Origin of the sequence: Paenibacillus nanchangensis (genome assembly GCF_046543445.1) — a bacterium.
Classification (GTDB): Bacteria; Bacillota; Bacilli; order Paenibacillales; family Paenibacillaceae; genus Paenibacillus_AQ; species Paenibacillus_AQ nanchangensis.
In genome coordinates this window covers 62653-81763 of record NZ_JBHOFD010000020.1, presented here as the reverse complement: position 1 = coordinate 81763, position 19111 = coordinate 62653, and the positions used below count along the sequence as shown (strand labels likewise).

General features: G+C 52.5%; 16 protein-coding genes, 1 tRNA gene and 1 riboswitch. Of the genes, 12 read left to right on the top strand and 5 right to left on the bottom strand.

Going from position 1 to position 19111, the window contains the following annotated elements:
- The first annotated feature begins 115 nt into the window (after positions 1-115).
- Complete coding sequence (gene ssuE / locus ACE6ED_RS16965) at positions 116-670, top strand: NADPH-dependent FMN reductase (RefSeq protein WP_410828394.1); 555 nt, start codon at positions 116-118, stop codon at positions 668-670.
- A gap of 333 nt (positions 671-1003) precedes the next feature.
- On the opposite strand, the gene ACE6ED_RS16960 is transcribed toward ssuE, so the two are convergent.
- From ACE6ED_RS16960 to ACE6ED_RS16945, 4 genes are all read right to left on the bottom strand, one after another.
- Positions 1004-2035: a ribonucleotide-diphosphate reductase subunit beta gene (locus ACE6ED_RS16960; RefSeq protein ID WP_410828393.1), complete on the bottom strand. Its 1032-nt coding sequence runs from the start codon at positions 2033-2035 to the stop codon at positions 1004-1006.
- A gap of 67 nt (positions 2036-2102) precedes the next feature.
- Positions 2103-4436: a ribonucleoside-diphosphate reductase subunit alpha gene (locus ACE6ED_RS16955; RefSeq protein ID WP_410828392.1), complete on the bottom strand. Its 2334-nt coding sequence runs from the start codon at positions 4434-4436 to the stop codon at positions 2103-2105.
- A gap of 125 nt (positions 4437-4561) precedes the next feature.
- A complete protein-coding gene (gene nrdG / locus ACE6ED_RS16950; protein ID WP_410828391.1) occupies positions 4562-5083 on the bottom strand; it encodes an anaerobic ribonucleoside-triphosphate reductase activating protein in 522 nt (173 codons plus the stop codon).
- Positions 5080-7062 carry an anaerobic ribonucleoside triphosphate reductase gene (locus ACE6ED_RS16945; RefSeq protein ID WP_410828390.1) on the bottom strand — a complete coding sequence of 661 codons (1983 nt, stop codon included), beginning with the start codon at positions 7060-7062 and terminating at the stop codon, positions 5080-5082. Before ACE6ED_RS16945 ends, nrdG begins: the two co-directional genes overlap by 4 nt.
- A 178-nt stretch (positions 7063-7240) precedes the next feature.
- A riboswitch (cobalamin riboswitch) is annotated at positions 7241-7469 on the bottom strand.
- A gap of 897 nt (positions 7470-8366) precedes the next feature.
- Between ACE6ED_RS16945 and ACE6ED_RS16940 the strand changes: the two genes are divergently transcribed.
- From ACE6ED_RS16940 to ACE6ED_RS16915, 6 genes are all read left to right on the top strand, one after another.
- Positions 8367-8675: an MTH1187 family thiamine-binding protein gene (locus ACE6ED_RS16940; protein ID WP_410828389.1), complete on the top strand. Its 309-nt coding sequence runs from the start codon at positions 8367-8369 to the stop codon at positions 8673-8675.
- A gap of 171 nt (positions 8676-8846) precedes the next feature.
- Positions 8847-8918 (top strand) — tRNA-Thr (locus tag ACE6ED_RS16935).
- 322 nt (positions 8919-9240) lie between these two features.
- Positions 9241-9816, top strand: a complete 576-nt coding sequence (locus tag ACE6ED_RS16930; RefSeq protein ID WP_410828388.1) for a sigma-70 family RNA polymerase sigma factor — start codon at positions 9241-9243, stop codon at positions 9814-9816.
- Entirely contained in the window at positions 9806-10873 is a 1068-nt protein-coding gene (locus ACE6ED_RS16925; protein WP_410828387.1) for a hypothetical protein, read from the top strand. The genes ACE6ED_RS16930 and ACE6ED_RS16925 overlap by 11 nt, the downstream gene beginning before the upstream one ends.
- A 442-nt stretch (positions 10874-11315) precedes the next feature.
- The gene (locus ACE6ED_RS16920; RefSeq protein WP_410828386.1) at positions 11316-12590 is read left to right on the top strand and encodes an ABC transporter substrate-binding protein; all 1275 of its coding nucleotides are present in this window, start codon (positions 11316-11318) and stop codon (positions 12588-12590) included.
- A gap of 29 nt (positions 12591-12619) precedes the next feature.
- Positions 12620-14323 (top strand): methyl-accepting chemotaxis protein, encoded by a 1704-nt coding sequence (locus ACE6ED_RS16915; protein WP_410828385.1) that lies wholly within the window; start codon positions 12620-12622, stop codon positions 14321-14323.
- Positions 14324-14702: 379 nt separating this feature from the next.
- Here ACE6ED_RS16915 and ACE6ED_RS16910 read toward each other — a convergent pair whose 3' ends face one another.
- On the bottom strand, positions 14703-15185 hold the full coding sequence (locus tag ACE6ED_RS16910; RefSeq protein ID WP_410828384.1) for a hypothetical protein: 483 nt from the start codon (positions 15183-15185) through the stop codon (positions 14703-14705).
- 390 nt (positions 15186-15575) lie between these two features.
- Between ACE6ED_RS16910 and ACE6ED_RS16905 the strand changes: the two genes are divergently transcribed.
- The 5 genes from ACE6ED_RS16905 to ACE6ED_RS16885 all read left to right on the top strand — a co-directional run bounded on the left by ACE6ED_RS16905 (position 15576) and on the right by ACE6ED_RS16885 (position 19019).
- On the top strand, positions 15576-16910 hold the full coding sequence (locus tag ACE6ED_RS16905) for a hemolysin family protein (RefSeq protein ID WP_410828383.1): 1335 nt from the start codon (positions 15576-15578) through the stop codon (positions 16908-16910).
- Between the two features lie 189 nt (positions 16911-17099).
- Entirely contained in the window at positions 17100-17963 is an 864-nt protein-coding gene (locus tag ACE6ED_RS16900; RefSeq protein ID WP_410828382.1) for a M15 family metallopeptidase, read from the top strand.
- Positions 17964-18185, top strand: coding sequence for a phage holin (locus tag ACE6ED_RS16895; protein WP_410828381.1), 222 nt, complete (start codon positions 17964-17966; stop codon positions 18183-18185). It abuts the gene before it with no gap.
- A gap of 99 nt (positions 18186-18284) precedes the next feature.
- Positions 18285-18452, top strand: a complete 168-nt coding sequence (locus ACE6ED_RS16890; RefSeq protein ID WP_410828380.1) for a hypothetical protein — start codon at positions 18285-18287, stop codon at positions 18450-18452.
- A 78-nt stretch (positions 18453-18530) separates the two neighbouring features.
- The gene (locus ACE6ED_RS16885; RefSeq protein ID WP_410828379.1) at positions 18531-19019 is read left to right on the top strand and encodes an ASCH domain-containing protein; all 489 of its coding nucleotides are present in this window, start codon (positions 18531-18533) and stop codon (positions 19017-19019) included.
- The last annotated feature ends 92 nt before the right edge of the window (positions 19020-19111 follow it).

Below are 19111 nucleotides of genomic sequence, written 5' to 3'. Positions count from 1 at the left end.
GCATATTTGACAATATTTATTCCCCTTTGCTACGATGCGATTAGTACGAATTTAAAATAATGCGCGGGCGCATGTCCCGTACGCGGAGAAACATAATCCACAGTGGGGTGAAAACATGGCAAAAATCGTAGTTATCAACGGGACGCCTTCCCTGGTCTCCCGGATCAATGCGGTTATCGAATATGCGGAGGAAACGCTTCGGCGCGAAGGGCATGAGGTGGAACGGATCAACGTGGCGGAGCTGCCGGCCGAGGATTTGATCGGCACCCGGTTCGAAAGTGAACCGATTGTGAAAGCTAACGGACTTGTGGCCGAAGCCGACGCGCTGATCGTAGTCAGTCCGGTCTATAAGGCTTCTTACACAGGAGTGTTGAAGACGTTTCTGGATCTTGTGCCGCAAAAAGGACTGGCCGGCAAAATCGTCCTGCCGCTTTTCATGGGCGGCAGCCTGGCGCATCTGCTTACGATCGAGTATGCGCTGAAACCGGTATTGTCGGTGCTGGGTGCACGCCATATCCTCGGCGGCGTGTATGCCGTCGATTCGCAGGCGGTACGCGGCGAAGATGGCAGAGTGGAGCTGGCCGAGGAGCTGAAGCTGCGGCTGGATGCGGCGCTGTCCGAATTCGCGGAGGAAACCGCGCATAAGGCGGCACGCAAGGTGCAGAGCTAGGCGGCAAGGCCGCTAAGCCGCGGAGGGGACCGCGTGGGTGCAAAGAGCGAAGCATGAGCTGCCGCCAAAGCCCGCCCGCCTAGCAATGAGCAGGTAAGCAGTCGTCATGAGCAGCAGCCGTCAGGGACAGACGGCATAGGGGCTGGCATAAGCATGGGCGGTCCGCATGAGCCAGCCTAATCAGCCCGCATGGCCCCGAACTGCCCCCGGCTGTGTACGCTACCGGTCCGTACCCGCACCAAACCAAAAAGCGTCTTCCGTAACAGCCGTGAGGCTGCGGAAGACGCTTTTTTTGCCGCGCGGGCGGCATTTTTTTTAAAGAATAAAGCCGTATTACAGATCGTCGAACCCGTTGTCGTCGCCAACCTTGCCGTAGTTGCGGGACTTGGCTTCAAAGAAGTCGGTTTTCGTCGCGTTCAGCGCTTCGTCGGAGAACGGCTTGATCCAAGGCATGCAGTTCACGTCCACGCCGTCGTACGCTTTATCGAGTCCCATCAGGCGCAAGCGCTTGTTGGCGATGTACTTGATGTAGTCGGACAGCTCGTTCAGGTCGATGCCGCGTACGTTGCTGAGCGTATAGTGGGCCCAGTTCGTTTCCAGCTCCACCGCACGGTCAATGGTTTTGTAGACATAATCCATGTTCTCCGGCGTGTTCAGTTCAGGGAAGTCGACAAGCAGCTGCTTGAACACTTCTGCAAAGAAATAGCAGTGCTGGTTCTCGTCGCGCTGAATGTAGGAGATCATCTGGCTGGTTGCCATCATTTTTTGGTCGCGGGCCAGGTTGTAGAAGAAGGCAAACGTGCTGTAAAAGAAAATGCCCTCCAAAATCAGGTCGGCCACAAGCGCCCGGAAAAACGTCTGCGGCGACTGCTCGTCGCGGAATTCCTGATAGATCTCCGAGATAAAACGGTTGCGGTCGAGCAGCACCGGATCATGCTTCCAGTATTCAAAAATTTCCTTCTGTTCGCTTTCGGATACAATGGAAGACAGCACGTAGGAATAAGACTGGTTATGCACAACCTCCTGCTGTCCGATGATCGCGGAAATGGCCTCCAGCGAGGAGTCGGTAAAATAACGTTTTACATCGCCTACAAACATCGTCTGCATCGAGTCAAGCACAGCCAGCAGGGAGATGTTGATCTTGAAAGTACGCTGCTCCTCCGGGTCCAGCCGGGGGAACTGCTGCGCATCCTTCGACATCGGAATTTCGTCGGCGATCCAGTGGTTGAGCAGCAGCACTTTGTACAGCTTGTACATATGCGGCATCCGGATGTCGTTCCAGTTCAGAATACCGGAGCATTCACCTTCGATAATCCGGGTCGATTGGTTAGGGGCTTCCGTGTTAAAAATCTTTTGCAGCTGCATGTTCAGCTCACACTCCTTCGATTTGCTTACGTATCTTCTACTTGCTTACGTATATATGGCGTACGGGTTAGCTTGCGCACGATTCGCATTCTTCGATCGTCAGCGCCCGGCTGCGTACGTAGTAGGTCGATTTCAAGCCGGCTTTCCAGGCATGCAGATGCAGCTCCAGGAACTCGGTTGCTTTAATGTCAGGACGAACGTACAGGTTGAAGCTTTGGCCTTGGTCCACATGGCGCTGACGGGCTGCAGCCATGTCAATGGACCAGTGCTGGTCGATCAGGAACGCCGTCTTGTAATACCAGATGGTTTTGTCGGACAGGTCCGGCGCAGGGTTAGCGATTTTGTAAGTCGTCTTCTCCTCGTAGGACAGCAGCTCGTACAGCGGATCAATGCTGGCCGTCGAACCGGCGATAATCGAAGTCGAACCGTTTGGCGCGATTGCGAACATCCAGGCGTTGCGGACTCCGTCCTTGGCAACCTGCTGCTGCAGCTCCCGCCACTGCCCGGCCGTTACGAACTCGCCTTCGCGGTCGCCGGTTGTGTAGCCGCGGCTTGTGAAGTAAGCGCCATTCTCCCAATCGGAGCCAGCGAACTTCGGATAACGGCCTTTTTCGCGGGACAACTCCATGCTGGAGCGGACGAGCAGGTAATTGATGTATTCGTACAGATTGTCGTTATATTTAACCGCCTCTTCGGATTCCCAGCGGATGCCTTCAAGCGCCAGCAGGTGATGCAGGCCGAAGGTGCCGAGTCCGACAGCGCGGTATTGGCTGTTTGTGTACTGCGCCTGCAGCACTTCGATATTGTTGATGTCGATAACGTTGTCGAGCATCCGGACCTGAATTGGAATCAGGCGCTCCAGCACTTTGTCCGGCACGGCGCGCGCCAGATGGATGGAGTTCAGGTTGCAGACGACGAAATCGCCGGGGATTTTGGAAATCACGATCCGGGTTTGTCCGTCCTTTGTGACCAGTTCTTCTTGCTCCACAACCGTTGCCGACTGATTTTGCATAATTTCGGTGCACAGGTTGGAGGAGAACACCATACCCGCATGGCGGTTCGGGTTCGCCCGGTTAACCGTATCGCGGTAGAACATGTACGGCGTACCGGTCTCCAGCTGCGATTTCATAATCCGCTTCATGATGTCGATTGCCGGCACCGTGATGCGGGAGAGCTCCGGATGCGCCGACGCTTCGGCGTATTTGTCGCGGAAGCTGCCTTGGCCTGGCGTCTCATCGTAGAAGTCTTCCAGACCAAGCGCGCGGCCGGAGGCGTCTTTCCAGCCCATCACTTTTTTCACTTCATGCGGGCAAAACAGATTCCATTGTCCGCGGGCTTCCACCGCCTCCATGAACAGGTCGGGCAGGCAGACGCCGTGGAATACGTCATGCGCGCGCATCCGCTCGTCGCCGTTGTTCAGCTTCAGGTCGAGGAACGCCAGGATGTCTTTGTGGAAAACATCCAGGTACACGGCGACCGCGCCTTTGCGTGTGCCAAGCTGGTCGACGCTGACGGCGGTGTTGTTCAGCTGGCGGATCCAGGGGATGACGCCGGAGCTTGTATTTTTATGTCCGCGGATGTCGGAGCCGCGGGCGCGGATTTTGCCGAGATATACGCCGATGCCGCCGCCCATTTTGCTCAGACGGGCTACGTCGGTGTTGGAATCAAAAATGCCTTCAAGCGAATCGTCGACCGTGTCGATGAAGCAGCTGGAGAGCTGTCCGGCCACTTTTTTACCGGCATTGGACAGGGTAGGCGTTGCGGCGGTCATATAGATATTGCTCATCGCCCAATACGCTTCTTTGACCAGCTCCATCCGCTTGTCTTCCGGTTCCTGGTGCATCAGGTACATGGCGATAACCATATATCGCTCCTGCGGCAGCTCCATCACCCGGCCGTCAAAATCATGCGCCAGGTAGCGTTCAGTCAACGTCAGCAGGCCGATGTAGTCGAACAGCAGGTCGCGGGAAGGTTCAATGCAGGCGCCAAGCTCGTTGATCTGCTCTTGGGTGTAGCAGGAGAGCAGTTCTTCGCGGTACACGCCTTTTTTGACCAGCTCGGAAATGAGCGGATACAGATCCCCGTAAGGTGCTTCGGGATAGGCTTTGTAACGGCGGCTGACGGCGGCTTTTTTATAAAGCGAAGTCAAAAGCGACCGGGCCGCGGCGAACTTCCAGTTCGGTTCTTCTTTGGTGACGAGCTCCAGCGCGCTCATGGTGAACGCATTGCTGATTTCCTCGCCGCTGACTTCGTCCCGGCGCAGCTTGGACTTCACACCCCGCAGCAGCGTTTCTTTGTTCAGGTTGTCGAGGCCGTTCAGAACACGGTCGGCATAAACGGACAGGCGGGTTTCGTCAAAAGCAAGCTGACGGTTATCGGGTTTGACTACGAGTTGTGGCATAGGGATCGCTTCCTTTCCGGACGGGAGATTATAGGGTGATGCAGTGAGATTATAGAATGATGCGTTATTGTGAATTTGCAATATCAAAAATTGATGTATTAGATGAACGGAATACCCTCCGTCCGTTAGACGGGGGAGGGTTCCCATAATACGATGTCGTCTGTGCCGTTGCCGAGCGTGGCCCGGACATCGATGATCCGCTGATTCGAGCTTCCGCGGTAACGGAGGGTCGTATCCTTCAGCGCTTCAACAAACCGGCCGTCAATCAAAACGTCGCAGCGTTCCAGCAGCTGCCGCTCGGGCTTGTCCGTCATGGCGGACAGTTCTTCAAACGTATAGCCCGTATAACCCCAGACGGAGCAGCCGGGCACTTTTTGCAGCAGCTTGTCCACAAATCCGGCAGCTTCTCCGGCGGAAAAAAACGGGTCTCCCCCGGCCAGCGTAATGCCGTCCAGCAGCGGATTGGCGGCAATGTCTTCGATGATTTCCGCTTGGCGTTCCACCGTGAACGGCTCGCCGTAGCGGAAATTCCAGGTCTCCGGATTGAAGCAGCCGGGGCAGCGGTGCCGGCATCCGCTTAAAAAGATGACGGCCCGCAGCCCTTCGCCTTCATTAATTGATTCCGGGTAATAACCGCACAAATTCATAGATGTTTGACCCGGTCCCGGACTTCGGCCTGCTTGGCGGCGTTAAAGCGGGTCTGGTAATCCCCGGTCAGGTAACCGGTCACCCGGCGCAGCCGCCGGATATGGACTTCGGATTCATGTTTGCCGCAAGACGGGCAGTTTGAGCCGATAACCCCTTCATGCCCGCAGGCGGAGCAGCGGTCGATCGGATGGTTGATGCTGAAATAGCTGATGCCTTGATCAAGCGCGTAACGAATGATTTTGACAAAAGCCGACGGGTTGCTCCGCGCATTTCCGTTCAGCTCGACGTAGGAAATGGCGCCGGCGTTGCACAGGTCGTGGAAAGGCGCCTCCAGGCTGATTTTCCGCGCGGCTCCCAGCGTATGATAGACCGGGACATGGAACGAATTTGTGTAGTACTCGCGGTCGGTCACACCCGGAATCGATCCGTATTCCTTGCGGTCGATTTTGGTGAACTTGCCGGACAATCCTTCCGCAGGCGTGGCGAACAGCGTAATATTCAGATCCAGCTCTTCGCTTTTGCGGTCGCAGTATGCCCGCATATGCCGGACAATGGCGAGCGCTTTGCCGTATACCGTCTCGTCTTCGGCGTGATGCCGGCCGTACATTGCCTTCATGCATTCGGCGATTCCGATAAATCCGATCGACAGGCTGCCGTGCTTCAGCAGATCGCCAACCTGATCGTCGGGACCCAGATGCTCGCCGCCTTCCCAGACGCCTTCGCGCATCATGAAGTCGGACGCCTTCGCTTTTTGAGCGGCCTGGATCCGGTAGCGGTGCAGCAGCCCGTCCAGTGCGATGTCCATGTAGTAGTCGAGGTCGGCGTAAAAGCCCGCTTCATCCGGAGCGGAGCGGCGGCCCGTCACCGTGCCGTGCTCAATCCCGAGACGTACGAGATTCAGCGTATTAAAGGACAGGTTCCCTTTGCCGGAGCAGCGGTTGCGTCCAAACCGGTCGCCGAGCACGCGCGTACGGCAGCCCATCGTGGCGAATTCCGTGTCGGGATCGGCCGGATCGTAGTATGCCAGGTTCAGCGGAGCGTCCAGGTTCGCAAAATTCGGGTACAACCGGCGCGCCGAGCATTCGGCGGCTTTCACGAACAATTCGTAGTTCGGGTCGCCGGGCTGCTGGTTGATCCCGCTTTTGCATTTGAAGATCTGAATCGGAAAAATCGGCGTTTCGCCGCTGCCAAGCCCGCTCATGGTTGCCGTCAGCAGCGAATCGATGATCAGCTGGCCTTCCGGCGAAGTGCAGGTGCCGTAATTGATGCTTGTGAACGGAATCTGCCCGCCGGCCCGGCTGGACATCGTGTTCAGATTGTGGATCATGCTTTCCGCGCCCTGGAGCGTCTCGGCAGCCGTCTCTTTGGAGGCGTAACGGAAAGACTTGGGATAGCGCTCCGCCAAGTCCTTGCGGCTCATGGAAATGTCGCCGAGTTCCTCTGCCGCCTGTCCTTCTTCAAAATACTCCAGGCCTTTGCGGAAGTATTTGACGAACGATTTTGTCACGTAAGGGGCGAGATCATAATCGATTTTGTTTGCGGATACGCCGCCGTATTGGGCGTTCTGCTGGGATTGAAAAATAATGGCGACCAGCGCCATAGCGGTCATAATCGAATTCGGAGGCCGGACGCTGCCGTTACCCGTATTAAAGCCCTCGCGCAGCAGCTTCTCAAACGGAATAAAAATGCAGTTGGTCGTCCCGATCGCATACTGGTCCAGATCGTGGACATAGACGAAGTTGTCGCGAACGGCTTGAATCAGCTGAGGCGGCATCACGAAGCTCCGTGCGTACCATTTGGCATATTCGCTGCCGAATTTGCTCAGCTTGCCCGAGAAGCTCTCCCCGTTCAGGTTGGCGTTCTCGCGCAGCAGATCCAGATCCCGGCTGTCGATAATATCCCGGCCCAGCCGGATGACTTCCTCCAACAGCTCGTTCGTATAGGCTTGTCCACTCCATGATTTCTCCAGCAGCGTCATGCTACAGCTCTCCTCTCGATAAGTGAATCCCGCATCTGTTCATAAAAAAAGCATCTTCTGCCGGGAGCAGAACATGCCCGTATGCGTATCAAATCTCCCCACCGGGAGATCAAGTTACCGTGATCATCTTATGTAGGTCGCATGCGGACACCTTCCTGTTCCTCGCAGGTATGGATATGCGGTGTCGTCAAAACAGGCAGGTCTCCTGGCTACCCGGCATCTGGTTCGGCGCCTTCCCGAAGGCGATCCTTCAGTGGCTTGTGCCGTCAGATTACGTGTTTGGGGCGGTCTGTTATCCCCAAGCCGTCCGGTTACAGTGGCGGGACCGCAGCGGATTTGCACCGCGTTTCCCTTTTAAGCCTGGACCCTTTATCTAGGGGTCTGGCACCTGTTTCCACTATATTTTGTTGTCGTTAAATAAATTTAACCCAAGATATAGTGTTTGTAAACAGTTTTTTTATCCACCGTCTATCCACCGCCAAACCGGGGTAGTCCACAGTTCATCCACAATTTATCCACAGCCTGTGGGCAAAATATCCACAAGCCATCCCCAAATTGTTTCACACCCCCAGTTATCCCTGTTCTATGGGAGGTGGGACCGTGCCGGATTTGTCACGTAAATGTCGAAATTGCAGCCGTTTGCGAAATGCGGGCGGTGTCGAATATAGGGTTTGATTGTGTCGAGTACAATCTCCGACAAAGTCGGATATATAGAGTGCATACAGCAGGTCCAACAACAGAGTTGGCGATGGCGTAACCGGTTTGTCGCTCCGGCAGCGAACTGGTACAATATAGCTGGGCCTGCCCGAAGGCGGGCGGTTGATTTTGGGGAAGGTAAATTGGAGCATGAGAAACGAGTAAGTGGAGTAAAACGAGGAATGATGTGCTACGTTATATAAGCTGAATTATTGAATGACAGGAAAAAGGAAATGTCACGGAGGCAATTTGGAGCTACAGGAGCCGTAGCACATTTTTTTGAGTTCTCCGTTCCATAAAGATTGAACTGTTGAATACAGGATGGCAGGGATGTCACGGAGGCAATTTGGAGCTGTAGGAGCGGAGCGTTCGCCTTTATTTTCGGATTTCCTCCGTTGAGTAGAATATAAGAAATCCGAAAATAACAGCGGCCGAAAGTCCCAAATTCGCTGCAGTGCCAGCCCTGTTCCGCCTGTATGTCTTCGTTCACTCTATCCGGAACTACCATTGAACTCCGAAAATAATAGTGGGCTAGAAGTTCTGAATTGGCCGCAGTGCTAGCTCCACCTGTCCTTCTTCAGTTCAGTCCATATGAGGAGGAGACGAGCATGGCGATTGCCGAAGTTAGCGTGATCCCGATCGGGACGGGAAGCACAAGTTTAAGCGGGTTTGTGGCGGATATGCAGCGCGCACTGGAAAGCGTGGAGGGAATCACCTACGAATTGACCTCGATGGGGACGATTATCGAAGGACCCTTACCGCGGCTGCTGGCGGCCATTGAGGCGCTGCATGAATCACCATTTGCGGCTGGAGCCCAGCGGGTGTCCACGTCGGTGAAGATCGACGACCGGCGCGACCAGCCTTCAAGCAGCCGACAGAAGCTGGAATCCGTTGCGCGGAAGCTGCAGGCGGAGTAAAGGTGAGGCCAAGCAAGCGGAAGCGGAGCAGGCCTATCAGGCTGTATAACGCAGGGGGCTGGGGGAAACTAACGGAAGTCCGCAAACGGAGGAACATTCCAGGCAAAAAAGGGTTGCGTTTTTGTTCAAACCGAGTATAATAGTTTTTGTTTGACGGAAAAAACATAATAAGCTGGTGTAGCTCAGGGGTAGAGCAACGCACTCGTAATGCGTAGGCCGGGGGTTCAATTCCCTTCACCAGCATCCTCACAAAGTCAAGCAGGGCGCGGTTATCCGAGATATCGGAGGCCGCGCTTTTTTTGTTAAATGACCTCACTTCTAACATTCTTCTAACCTATACTCGAATAAAGTGTTTACTTTGTTATCTGAAACTCTCCTGCAAAGGCCTAATTGCTTGAGCTCACCGTGCAGTCTGCGGGAGAACAACACGCTTTTATGCCGCTGCTCGCCTTCCCGCAATTCATAGACTCCCAACAAAAAACAAAAAACAAAAAACAAAAACGAACCCTTTTTCCATCGGGCGACAATATAGGGTGTAAGCTGCTTACTCAGGAGGGCCCTCTGAATGCAAAGTGAATCGATGTACGACGTGCTCACAAAAATGATGGAAGGAGATCAGCAGGCGTTTCATACGTTGTATGATGCCACCTATAAGGATGTTTACCGGACTGTCTCTTTTCTGGTGGATCATCCGCAGGATCGCGAAGATATTATGAATGAGATCTACATGCAAATGTGGACCTCGCTTCCTAACTACGATCCGAATCGTCCTTTCCACTTCTGGCTGCACGGCTTGGTTATCCGGCAAGTGCAAAGATTCCGGACGAAAAGCTGGAGGAGATTCCGAATTTTTGAACGTATCCGTGCCTTTTCCCGGGAAGAGCATCATTGGGATCAGCCTACGATGGGGACGGATGGGACAGACCCCGAGATATCGAGGGCCATGCACAAGCTGACCGATAAACAGCGAACGGTGATCATCCTCCGCTTTTACCACGACTATACGCTGGCGGAGATTGCGGCATTACTCGATATTCCGCTGGGTACAGTCAAGTCCAGATATCATGCCGGCCTGCAGCTGCTTAGAAAACAATTGGGAAATCTCCCATTGGAAAGGAAGGAAGAGAACAATGCCTATTGAAAATCAAATCAGCGAATACCTGCACCAAAAGGCAGAGACGATGGAATGTCCCCCGGCTGTTTCCAAACGAATCGAACAATCTTATTCTCAATACGTCCAACAGAAAAGGAGCAAAAAAACAATGAAAAAACGATTGATCGGCAGCATCGTTGCTGCAGCAATTATGATTCCAACCGCGGCATTCGCGGCACCTCCCCTGATTGAAATGCTTACGAGAACACCGATGACAGCCAAAGAAGTCAAGATGGATGCGGTTGGCCAAGTAGCGCTAGAAAAGTTGTATCGCTCTTATCCGGAAACCAAGTCATTTGAAATCATCGACGCCAGCCGGCTTGGAGGAGACCCTGCGAATGCAAGTAAGGGAAAAGCCATTCAAACAAGCATCGTGCTGCAGGAAAAGGGAGCTCACGGCAAAAAGATCCGGCTTGATTTGAACGCCGCGGGTGGAATCGAACATGTGAACCAAGAAAATTGGGAGCCTCAGAAGAAACCGGTCATCTCCTTAACCGATCAAGAAATCAAATTGAAAGTAGATGATCTCATTAACAAACTGTACGGCAGCTCCAGTAAGTACGAGTTTAGCATGGAGACGATGCAGAGTCCGGACAAAAAAATACTTATATTGAACTACACCGAAAAGGGATCAAAAACACCGTTTTATCAGGCGTCCGTTGAAGGGAATACGATCAGCGTTTCTCTGATCGGAGGCGGCCCGGCTGCATCCGTAGAAGGCTTTTTCACGACAAACGGCAAGCCTGACTATTATGCGGATGACTTTTTAAACGATGAAAAGCTCTTTGCTTTACTTGACATGAGTCCAGAAGACTTGAAACAAGAATTGGCAAAGGGGGCATCGGTCGTCGAGATCGCTGCATCTAAAAAGATTTCCAAACAACAAGTTGTGGACATAATCGCAACTACGCAGGCAAAAAAACAAATCCAAGGCGATCCGAATGGTGAAGCTGCTGTTGACGATCATACGCTGGAACAATTGAAACAGGCTGTTGAACCCAAAGTATTGCAAATGATTGAACACAAAACGGAAACGCCTTGGTAGGAGGAGATTTTGGGGCTGTTCCCCCTGCCAGCCAGACAGTAAACTTCATTACAACTGCTAAAGTGTATGGTGTTTGCTACAGTTAAATAAAACGCAATAAACGAAACAAAGAAAGCTTCAGGCTGATTCATCTGGTCTGAAGCTTTCTTTTCGTTTGTCAGCTAGTGTGGAATTTCTTAGCCTACAGAAGGTGGAGGACAACATCTTGGTGCTTTCCAGCAATTACAAGAGCAGACATCCTCACGTTTTCGGGAATTACGCCGATAAATGAAGAGTGTGCATTTGTGCAAATAAGACTAGGAAATAAGTTTCATTTATGGAAGCTGTTATACACCGACAAACATAAACACCGTGCACGTTGGTGAAGTTGGCGGATAGGCTTAGTACATAAAATAGTACAAAATTTCGTTGGTAATGTGCTGACAATGCGGGGGGACATGTAATGAAAAAACAGCTGAAAACGATGCTTTCGCTGGCATGTTTATTTATGGTGATGGGATGTTCGACTTCCCAGGAAACACAGCAAGCAACCAAAATCTCATTGCTGAATTCCAAAACCGAAATAACAGCTCAGATGGAAGAAATGGCGAAACAATACAACCAAGAGCATCCCGGAGTCACTTTAGAGATCATAACCGCACCTGCGGGGACTTCCGGTTATCAAAAACTGATGTCGATGTACGGCTCGGGGAGTCCAGCAACCATGTCGATGCTCGATCCGGGCGACGCACAGCAGTTTCTGGATAAAGCTGTTGATTTGAGTAATGAGAAATGGGTGGCGGAAACAATCGACAACGGACTGGACGCCATGAAAAAAAATGAAGCCGTGCTTGGCTTTCCCTTTGCAGTAGAGGGCTACGGGTTAATTTACAACAAGAAAGTGCTCGATCAGGCGATCGGGGGCTCTTTTGACCCTTCTTCGATAAAAAGCAGAAACAGTTTGGACCTGTTAATGACAAAGGTTAAGGAGTCGGGTGCAGAACCCGTTATGCTTTCACCGATGGATTGGTCATTAGGCTCCCATCTTTTAACGGTGTCTTACGCTGCTCAGCCCGGCGGTTTTTCCAAGCTGGTTAAGGACATGCAGAGTAATTCCATCAATCTGTCCCACAACGCGGTAATGACCGGATGGGTTCAAACTTTGGATTTGCTCAAAACAAACAACATCAATAAAAATTCCTTTATGAACAGTACCATGGAAGATGGAGCCAAGGCTTTGGGAGAAGGAAAAGTAGGGCTGTGGTTTATGGGCAACTGGGCTTGGGACGGAATCAAAAACAGTGATAAAGCCAACGGGGAGTATGGTTTCTTGCCGCTGCCGTTAAACAACAATGAAAATGATCCGGTTAACTCTAAGATCACAGTGGGTGTAACCAAATATATATTCATCGACTCAACCGCTACCACGCCTGAGCAGCAGGAAGCAGCCAAAAAGTTTCTAAACTGGCTTGTATTCGAAAAGTCCGGACAAGAGTTTCTGGTCAATAAAACCAACACGATCCCTGCGTTCAAAAATAATACTTTAGAACCTGCCGATCCTTTGGGGAAATCGATCAAGGCGTATATTTCTGCAGGAAAAACGCTGCCGTTTATGACCACTCTTCCTCCCGATCATTGGGCCATAACCGGTGCTTCTATTCAAAGCTACATCCGCGGTAAGATCGATCCGGCCGAGCTGCTGCGTCAAATACGCATTTACTGGAAAGCCCAACGCTAACAGCGAGATCGGACATAGGGGGAGAAACGGTGTTTAAATTAACGTTAAAGAAAAAACTGATTGGCGCGGCGCTCGTATTGGTTATCGTTTTGTCACTATCGAGTGTAATGGGCATCATAAAAATGTCGGAAATGGGCCGGGCCTCGGATCATGTCAATAACCGCTCATTGCCTGCGCTTATTCTTCTTCAGGGAATGGACAAGCAGATTACGGAAATCGACAGACTCACCGTCCGGATGATTCTCGCAGAGGACCCGGAAGCCCGGAAGAAAGATCAGGAGGAACTGGCAAAAGCGATCAAGTCCATGGAAGAAAGCGTAGACCAATATCAGAGTTATACCTCCACCGTAGAGGAAAAAGAGTTGTTTACCAACTTTTACGGCCAATGGGCGATGTATCTGCGATATTTAAACGTGGTTTCCGCAGCGATGGAGGAAAATGACAAAGTCATGGCAACCATGATCGTTCATGGAAATACAGCCATTTACCAAACCGCATTGGACAACGTTAATCAACTGAGGGCTCTTAACGAGCAGTACGCCACGGATGCGGCAGACCTATCGAACCGTTCGTACCAGTCAGGCAAAATATTAATGATTTCCTTGACCCTCATCAGTACGATTCTTGGAATCGTCGGTTCGCTTTTATTGGCCCAATCGTTTACGAAACCGATACTAAAAATTGTGGAGCAGGTGAAGCTGGTAACCAAGGGGAACCTGCAGGTCGAACCTCTTCAGATACGGTCCAAGGATGAGGTTGGAGAACTGGCGGCGGATTTTAATGTCATGTGCGAGTCGCTGAGTAATCTGTTAAAAGAGGTGGTGGAGAACTCGCTGCTGGTAGCCTCCACAGCAGAGCAGCTGACGGCAAGTGCGGAGCAGACAAGTACAGCCTCCGAGCAGATCGCTATAAGCGCTACTTCAGTCGCGGAAGGATCGCAAACACAGCTTGCGGGTATAGCCGAGACGTTGAATATTTCGGTAGACGTTTCTAAAAGTGTTGAAAAAATTACCGAGCGGTTTGGGAAGGTAGCCGGTCTTTCCACCCAAGCCCAGGAGAAGGCTCATAACGGTCAAGCCATCATCACGTCAACTGTATCCCAAATCAGGGATGTTCACAGCAAGGTGACCCAATCTGCAGAAGTCGTGAATATATTAGGAGAAAAATCTGCCGAGATTAGCCAAATTTCGGCCTTGATCAGTGACATAGCGGCCCAAACAAATTTGCTCTCATTAAATGCGGCTATTGAAGCCGCGCGGGCAGGGGAACACGGGCAGGGATTTGCAGTCGTTGCCCATGAAGTGCGAAAATTGGCGGCACAGGCCAGCCAAGCAACAGGCAAAATCTCTGCTTTGGTCAGCGATATCACCTTGAGAACAAACGAAGTGGTAGTTTCCATGAATGAAGGGGTTCATTCCCTGAATGAAGGTATGGTGCTCGTCGATGAAGTAGGTACCGTGTTCTCCGAAATTGTCGATGCAGTAGAAGAAGTAAGCGGTGAAGTGGATAATGCCGCAATGGAAGCAAAAGCGGTAAGCGGAGGAACCGTTTCTATGGTGGAATCCATGAAAAAAATAGCGGAAATCTCCGAACGTGCAACGGATGCGACTCAAACGGTAGCCGCCGTTGTCGAGCAGACTACGGCATCCATGGAGGAAGTTTCCGCCGGGGCCAACATGTTGGCCAAGAGAGCGGAGGAAATGAATCAGACGGTATCTGTGTTTAAGATTTAAACAATTGGGAATGAGCCTGGTATAGATACCGGGTTCTTTCCCTTTTATGCATTTTATTGGATAATCCTATATAATTAACAATAAAATTCTTTTTTACGGAACCATCGGGCCTCTGTTGTCATTCAGGCCGGGGGTTGGAGGTGGAGTTATTTATATGAACATATTGTATATAAGCAGCCCGGTAAAAACACTTATTCTGACACTGATGGCGATTGTCGTTGTGCTGGTCTGGTTGTTTTACAGGTGGACCCGAAAGTCCAAGTAGGTTTACAACCTGACCCGGAGAGTCAAGCAGGAGGAGTTTTTTACCTACGGCAAGGGGAGGGATTACCCCTATCCGGACCAGGCTCCTGTTATAATAACCGCCGAGAATGGATGGTTACTCTTTCACCAGCGGCGGGCTTTTTTCTTTTAATTCAGCATTAATTTCCCGCGCTTCCTCTATGCTGGCGGCCGGAGAACTGATGGTTAGCTTCGATTTTTTCTCTCCAGCCTCTCCGGTCAGCAGTTCATAAAGCTTCGGATCGGTAATCTCAATGGAATACTGAAGAGTGGGATAATCAAAGTAGATCTGTCCCATAAACGTCCGTTCTTTCCCGGCATAGGACAACAAACCTCCACCCGGATAAAAATAAATGCGGTCAAATGTCATCCGCCCAATCGTTAAAGAGCCTCTAAAATCCTGGTCGTCAGGCAGATAGATGCCTTGGAGAACAACGTTCAGTTTCTGCTCCATTGTGTCTCCGTATGCATAGGCTGGTGTGTCAATCCGCACTTTCTCAATGGGGTCATAGCAGCTTGTTAGCAGGAGTGCAAGCAGCAGTATTCCCGGAAGAAGAGGAAACCGAAGCGTTTTTTTCATTGCATCATCCCCTTTAATGGTATTGCCGGTCGTTTTTTGACACGCTTGCCCGGTTATATATATAATAACTCCCAATCTGACCGCGAAAGAGGTTGTTTTACGCTATGCCAACCGGACCGGAGGAACCCGACAGCAGCCGGATCTGCCGAAGGAAGCCCTGCAAGCCCTGTTCTTTTAACCAAACCTATACTGTATCAATCGAGGCATAGCCTGCGTTTCTTTTTTTTGTGGAACGACGGGCTGTGCCTTTATGCGTTTATAAGGACTGCGTTTCGGCCTCTATGTGCATACTCAAGAAGTAGGAATTGGCGGAAAGCGCCGTACGGAGACTCTTTTGCGGGTTTAACAGGGGACGGCCATGTGTGCCGATATTTTCAGGAGGTGTAACTGTTGTTTGAACTGCTGATTATTTTTATCTTAATTTTGATCAATGCTTTTTTTGCCGCCTCGGAAATTGCGCTGATTTCGCTGAATGATAATAAAATCCGCCTGATGGCGCAGCAGGGGCACCACAAGGCCAAGCTGCTGGTCGGACTGCTGGGGGAGCCAAGCCGGTTTCTTGCTACGATTCAGATCGGAATTACGCTGGCCGGATTTTTTGCCAGTGCGTTTGCCGGGGAAAGCTTTGCCGGAGGCTTGGCCGCACTGCTGATTGATTGGGGCGTTCCGGTGCCGCCCGCGATTCTCAGCACAATTTCGCTGATCGTCATTACGCTGCTGCTCGCTTATTTCCAGCTGGTGCTGGGAGAGCTTGTGCCCAAGCGGGTCGCGATGAAAAAAGCGGAGCCTATCGCCATGTTTTCGGCCAACACGCTGCATGTGCTGTCCAAAGTGACTTCTCCATTCGTCAAGCTGCTGACCGGATCGACTAATGTGCTTGTCCGGCTGTTCGGCATCGATCCAAATGCCGATGATGAGGAAGTGTCCGAGGAGGAAATCCGGATGATGCTCGATACCGGAGCGGAACGTGGCACGATTCAAGCCAGTGAAAAGCTGATGATCAACAATATTTTTGATTTTGACAACATGACGGTTTCGGACATTATGACGCACCGGACCGACCTGCTGGCCATCCCGGCTGACGCAGGCCGGAACGAAGTGGCAATGCTTGCAGATACGGAGCAGTATACACGTTTTCCAGTATATGAGGAGAGCATTGATAACATTATCGGCGTTCTGCATATTAAAGACCTGATCCGTCACTTCCGAAGCGGGGAGGACGCCGAATGGGACCTGAGACAGCTGGTCAGCACCCCTCATTTTATCCCGGTTTCCAAAAAGACCAACGAGCTGTTCGAGGAACTCCAGCAAAACAAGGTGCACATGGCGATCGTCGTGGACGAATACGGCGGAACCGCCGGGATTGTGACGATGGAGGATCTGCTGGAGGAAATTGTCGGCGCGATTTACGACGAATATGATGAGGAAGAGCTGGAGTACGAAATGCTTCCGGACGGAGGCATGCTGTTCAGCGGCACGTTTTCCCTCCATGACGCCCAGGAGGTGATCGGGATTCGGCTGCCGGCGGAGCGGTATGATACGCTCAGCGGTTTTGTAATCGGCCAGCTGCGGCGCATCCCGACGGTTCAGGAACGGCCGGAGTTTGAGTATGGCGGCCGGCGGTTTGCTGTCCGTGAAGTCGGCCAGCACCGCATCCGCAAGCTTGCTGTGTATCCGGCGGGAGAGGATAAGGAACGGGGAGCCAAGGGTACAGATAAAGGGTAACCGCTGAGAGTAATTCTATATAGTGAAGGCGCCGGGAAAGGCGCCTTTTTTGCGCAAATCTCAGCCGCTGCCCTTTGGTCCGGGCGAACTATAGAGTCACCCTGTAAGCCTTATTAATACATATGGATTGTGGGGATCGGCGCAGCTTCACCCGGTCCCCGGGCAAGCAATGCGAAAGGGGGACGGCAGTTGCTGACGCTGGAACAAGTCAGGAGCCGGTCTGCCGCCAGACTGGCCGGCCTGCACCCCGTCATAGAGCGCGCGGCCAGATTGCTGATCGACCGGTGTTATGCGGAAGGTGTACCGATTGTCATTACCCAAGGGCTGCGAACCATAGCCGAACAGAATGCGCTATATGCCCAGGGCCGGTCCAAGCCGGGGGCGATCGTCACCAATGCCCGCGGCGGTTACAGCTACCATAACTTTGGGCTGGCGGTGGATTTTGCTCTGCTGCTGCAAGACGGGCGGCAGGTGTCGTGGGATAGGAGGCGGGACGGCGACGGAGACCGCACCGCGGATTGGACGGAGGTGGTCCGGCAGGCAAAAGCGCTTGGCTTTGAATGGGGCGGCGACTGGAGCGGATTCAAAGACTACCCGCACCTGCAGATGGACTTCGGCCTGGCAACGGCGGACCTGCGGGCCGGGAAGGAACCGCCCCGTTCAAGGGTGGAGGCAGCGGAGAAACGGCTTAACCAAATGGAGGAGGAGGCGGACGAATTGTCGCAAGCCGAGAGACAGGAGCTGGCCAACCTGCGGACGGAGGTCGGGGAGCTTCGTTCCCGGATCGAAGCGCTCGCCAAAAACAGGGATGTGCTGAAGCAGGACGTCGAGGAACAGGGCCGGATCATAGTAAAGGTCCAGGAGCAGGCAAACCGGCTGGAGGAACAGTCCAGCCTGAAAGCTGTGCCGGATTGGGCCAAGCCGGCAGTGCAGGCCGCAGTCAAGGCGGGATGGATCGATACGCCGGAGGACGGCAGCTATGATTTTTACCGCTTTCTCAAAGTGCTTCACAGTGCAGGGCTGCTTCCTCCGTCCGGAAAGGAGGGGAAGTAAATGGGGAATAAGTGGAAAAATTACGGGCTCTGGGTATCCTTGACCGCCGCATTGCTGCTGGTGATCCAGACGGTGGGCGCCGTGTTCGGATTTCAGCTGGCTCCCGAGAAATACGAAGAGATTACAGCCGCGGTGAACGCACTGCTTGGGGTACTCGTCGTTCTTGGTATTATCAGCAACCCGGCTCTGGGAAAAGGGTATAGCGACAAGAACAAAGGGTAGGCGCCTGTACCTGGCGGAGGCGTATGACGGATAAAAGCCGGATGCCTTGTAGGATCAGCTATCAGGCTGTTGCCGGATAACTGGTAAGAGCGGGATCGGATGAATTGGCTTATTGTCCGGTGCCGGCTGGATGAAGGGAGCGGAGGTGCCGTTGACGGCATTTCCGTTCTTTTTTTGCGCAGATATGGGGAAGTGGACAACCTTTACAAAGGCATCCTGCTGACTTATGATAACGGCGAACGTCTGCTAAGCTTCTGGTTTGAATAGGGCGAGACTGCATAGTACATCGGTGAACATTTTTGAATTCCAGCAGCGGATGCAGCAAAAAGCAGGAAGGGATAACAAATGAAGGCAATTACGATTATTCAGCCATGGGCATCGCTGATTGCGCAGGGCGACAAGCGGTTTGAAACACGCGGCTGGCGGACGCATTACCGCGGCTGGCTTGCCATTCATGCGGGCAAAAAACGGGACAAGCAGGCCTGCTTGCGGGAACCGTTCCGTTCGCTTTTGCAGGCGTATGGTGAAGGGGGCGGAAAGTTACCCTCCGGCGCGGTGGTTGCGGTCTGCCGGCTGACAGAGTGCTACCGGGTGAAGAAGGCCCCGGATGAATTAAACGGGCTTACCGTCCTGGACAGCGGCCGGCACAGGCTGGTCTGGGAGGAAGAGGAGCCGCAGCTTTTGTTCGGCGATTACGCGGAAGAACGTTATGCTTGGCAGTTGTCCGACATCCAGCCGCTTTCCAGCCCCATTCCGGCGTCCGGCAAGCAAGGGCTGTGGGAATGGGAGGAACCTGATATTATAGAGCGCCTGGGAATCGGGCGGCAGCAATAAGGAAATGCCGGTTGGCGCTGCGCACGGAATTTTTACAGATTTTTAAGGTGTTTTTCAGCTTTCTATAAGACTAATTTCAGGTTCGTCCGGTA

Bases quoted from the DNA above. Each gene is read 5' to 3' on its own strand.
- ssuE (WP_410828394.1), top strand. From the start codon at position 116: ATGGCAAAAATCGTAGTTATCAACGGGACGCCTTCCCTGGTCTCCCGG.
- ACE6ED_RS16960 (WP_410828393.1), bottom strand. From the start codon at position 2,035: ATGCAGCTGCAAAAGATTTTTAACACGGAAGCCCCTAACCAATCGACC.
- ACE6ED_RS16955 (WP_410828392.1), bottom strand. From the start codon at position 4,436: ATGCCACAACTCGTAGTCAAACCCGATAACCGTCAGCTTGCTTTTGAC.
- nrdG (WP_410828391.1), bottom strand. From the start codon at position 5,083: ATGAATTTGTGCGGTTATTACCCGGAATCAATTAATGAAGGCGAAGGG.
- ACE6ED_RS16945 (WP_410828390.1), bottom strand. From the start codon at position 7,062: ATGACGCTGCTGGAGAAATCATGGAGTGGACAAGCCTATACGAACGAG.
- ACE6ED_RS16940 (WP_410828389.1), top strand. From the start codon at position 8,367: ATGGCGATTGCCGAAGTTAGCGTGATCCCGATCGGGACGGGAAGCACA.
- ACE6ED_RS16930 (WP_410828388.1), top strand. From the start codon at position 9,241: ATGCAAAGTGAATCGATGTACGACGTGCTCACAAAAATGATGGAAGGA.
- ACE6ED_RS16925 (WP_410828387.1), top strand. From the start codon at position 9,806: ATGCCTATTGAAAATCAAATCAGCGAATACCTGCACCAAAAGGCAGAG.
- ACE6ED_RS16920 (WP_410828386.1), top strand. From the start codon at position 11,316: ATGAAAAAACAGCTGAAAACGATGCTTTCGCTGGCATGTTTATTTATG.
- ACE6ED_RS16910 (WP_410828384.1), bottom strand. From the start codon at position 15,185: ATGAAAAAAACGCTTCGGTTTCCTCTTCTTCCGGGAATACTGCTGCTT.
- ACE6ED_RS16895 (WP_410828381.1), top strand. From the start codon at position 17,964: ATGGGGAATAAGTGGAAAAATTACGGGCTCTGGGTATCCTTGACCGCC.
- ACE6ED_RS16890 (WP_410828380.1), top strand. From the start codon at position 18,285: ATGAATTGGCTTATTGTCCGGTGCCGGCTGGATGAAGGGAGCGGAGGT.
- ACE6ED_RS16885 (WP_410828379.1), top strand. From the start codon at position 18,531: ATGAAGGCAATTACGATTATTCAGCCATGGGCATCGCTGATTGCGCAG.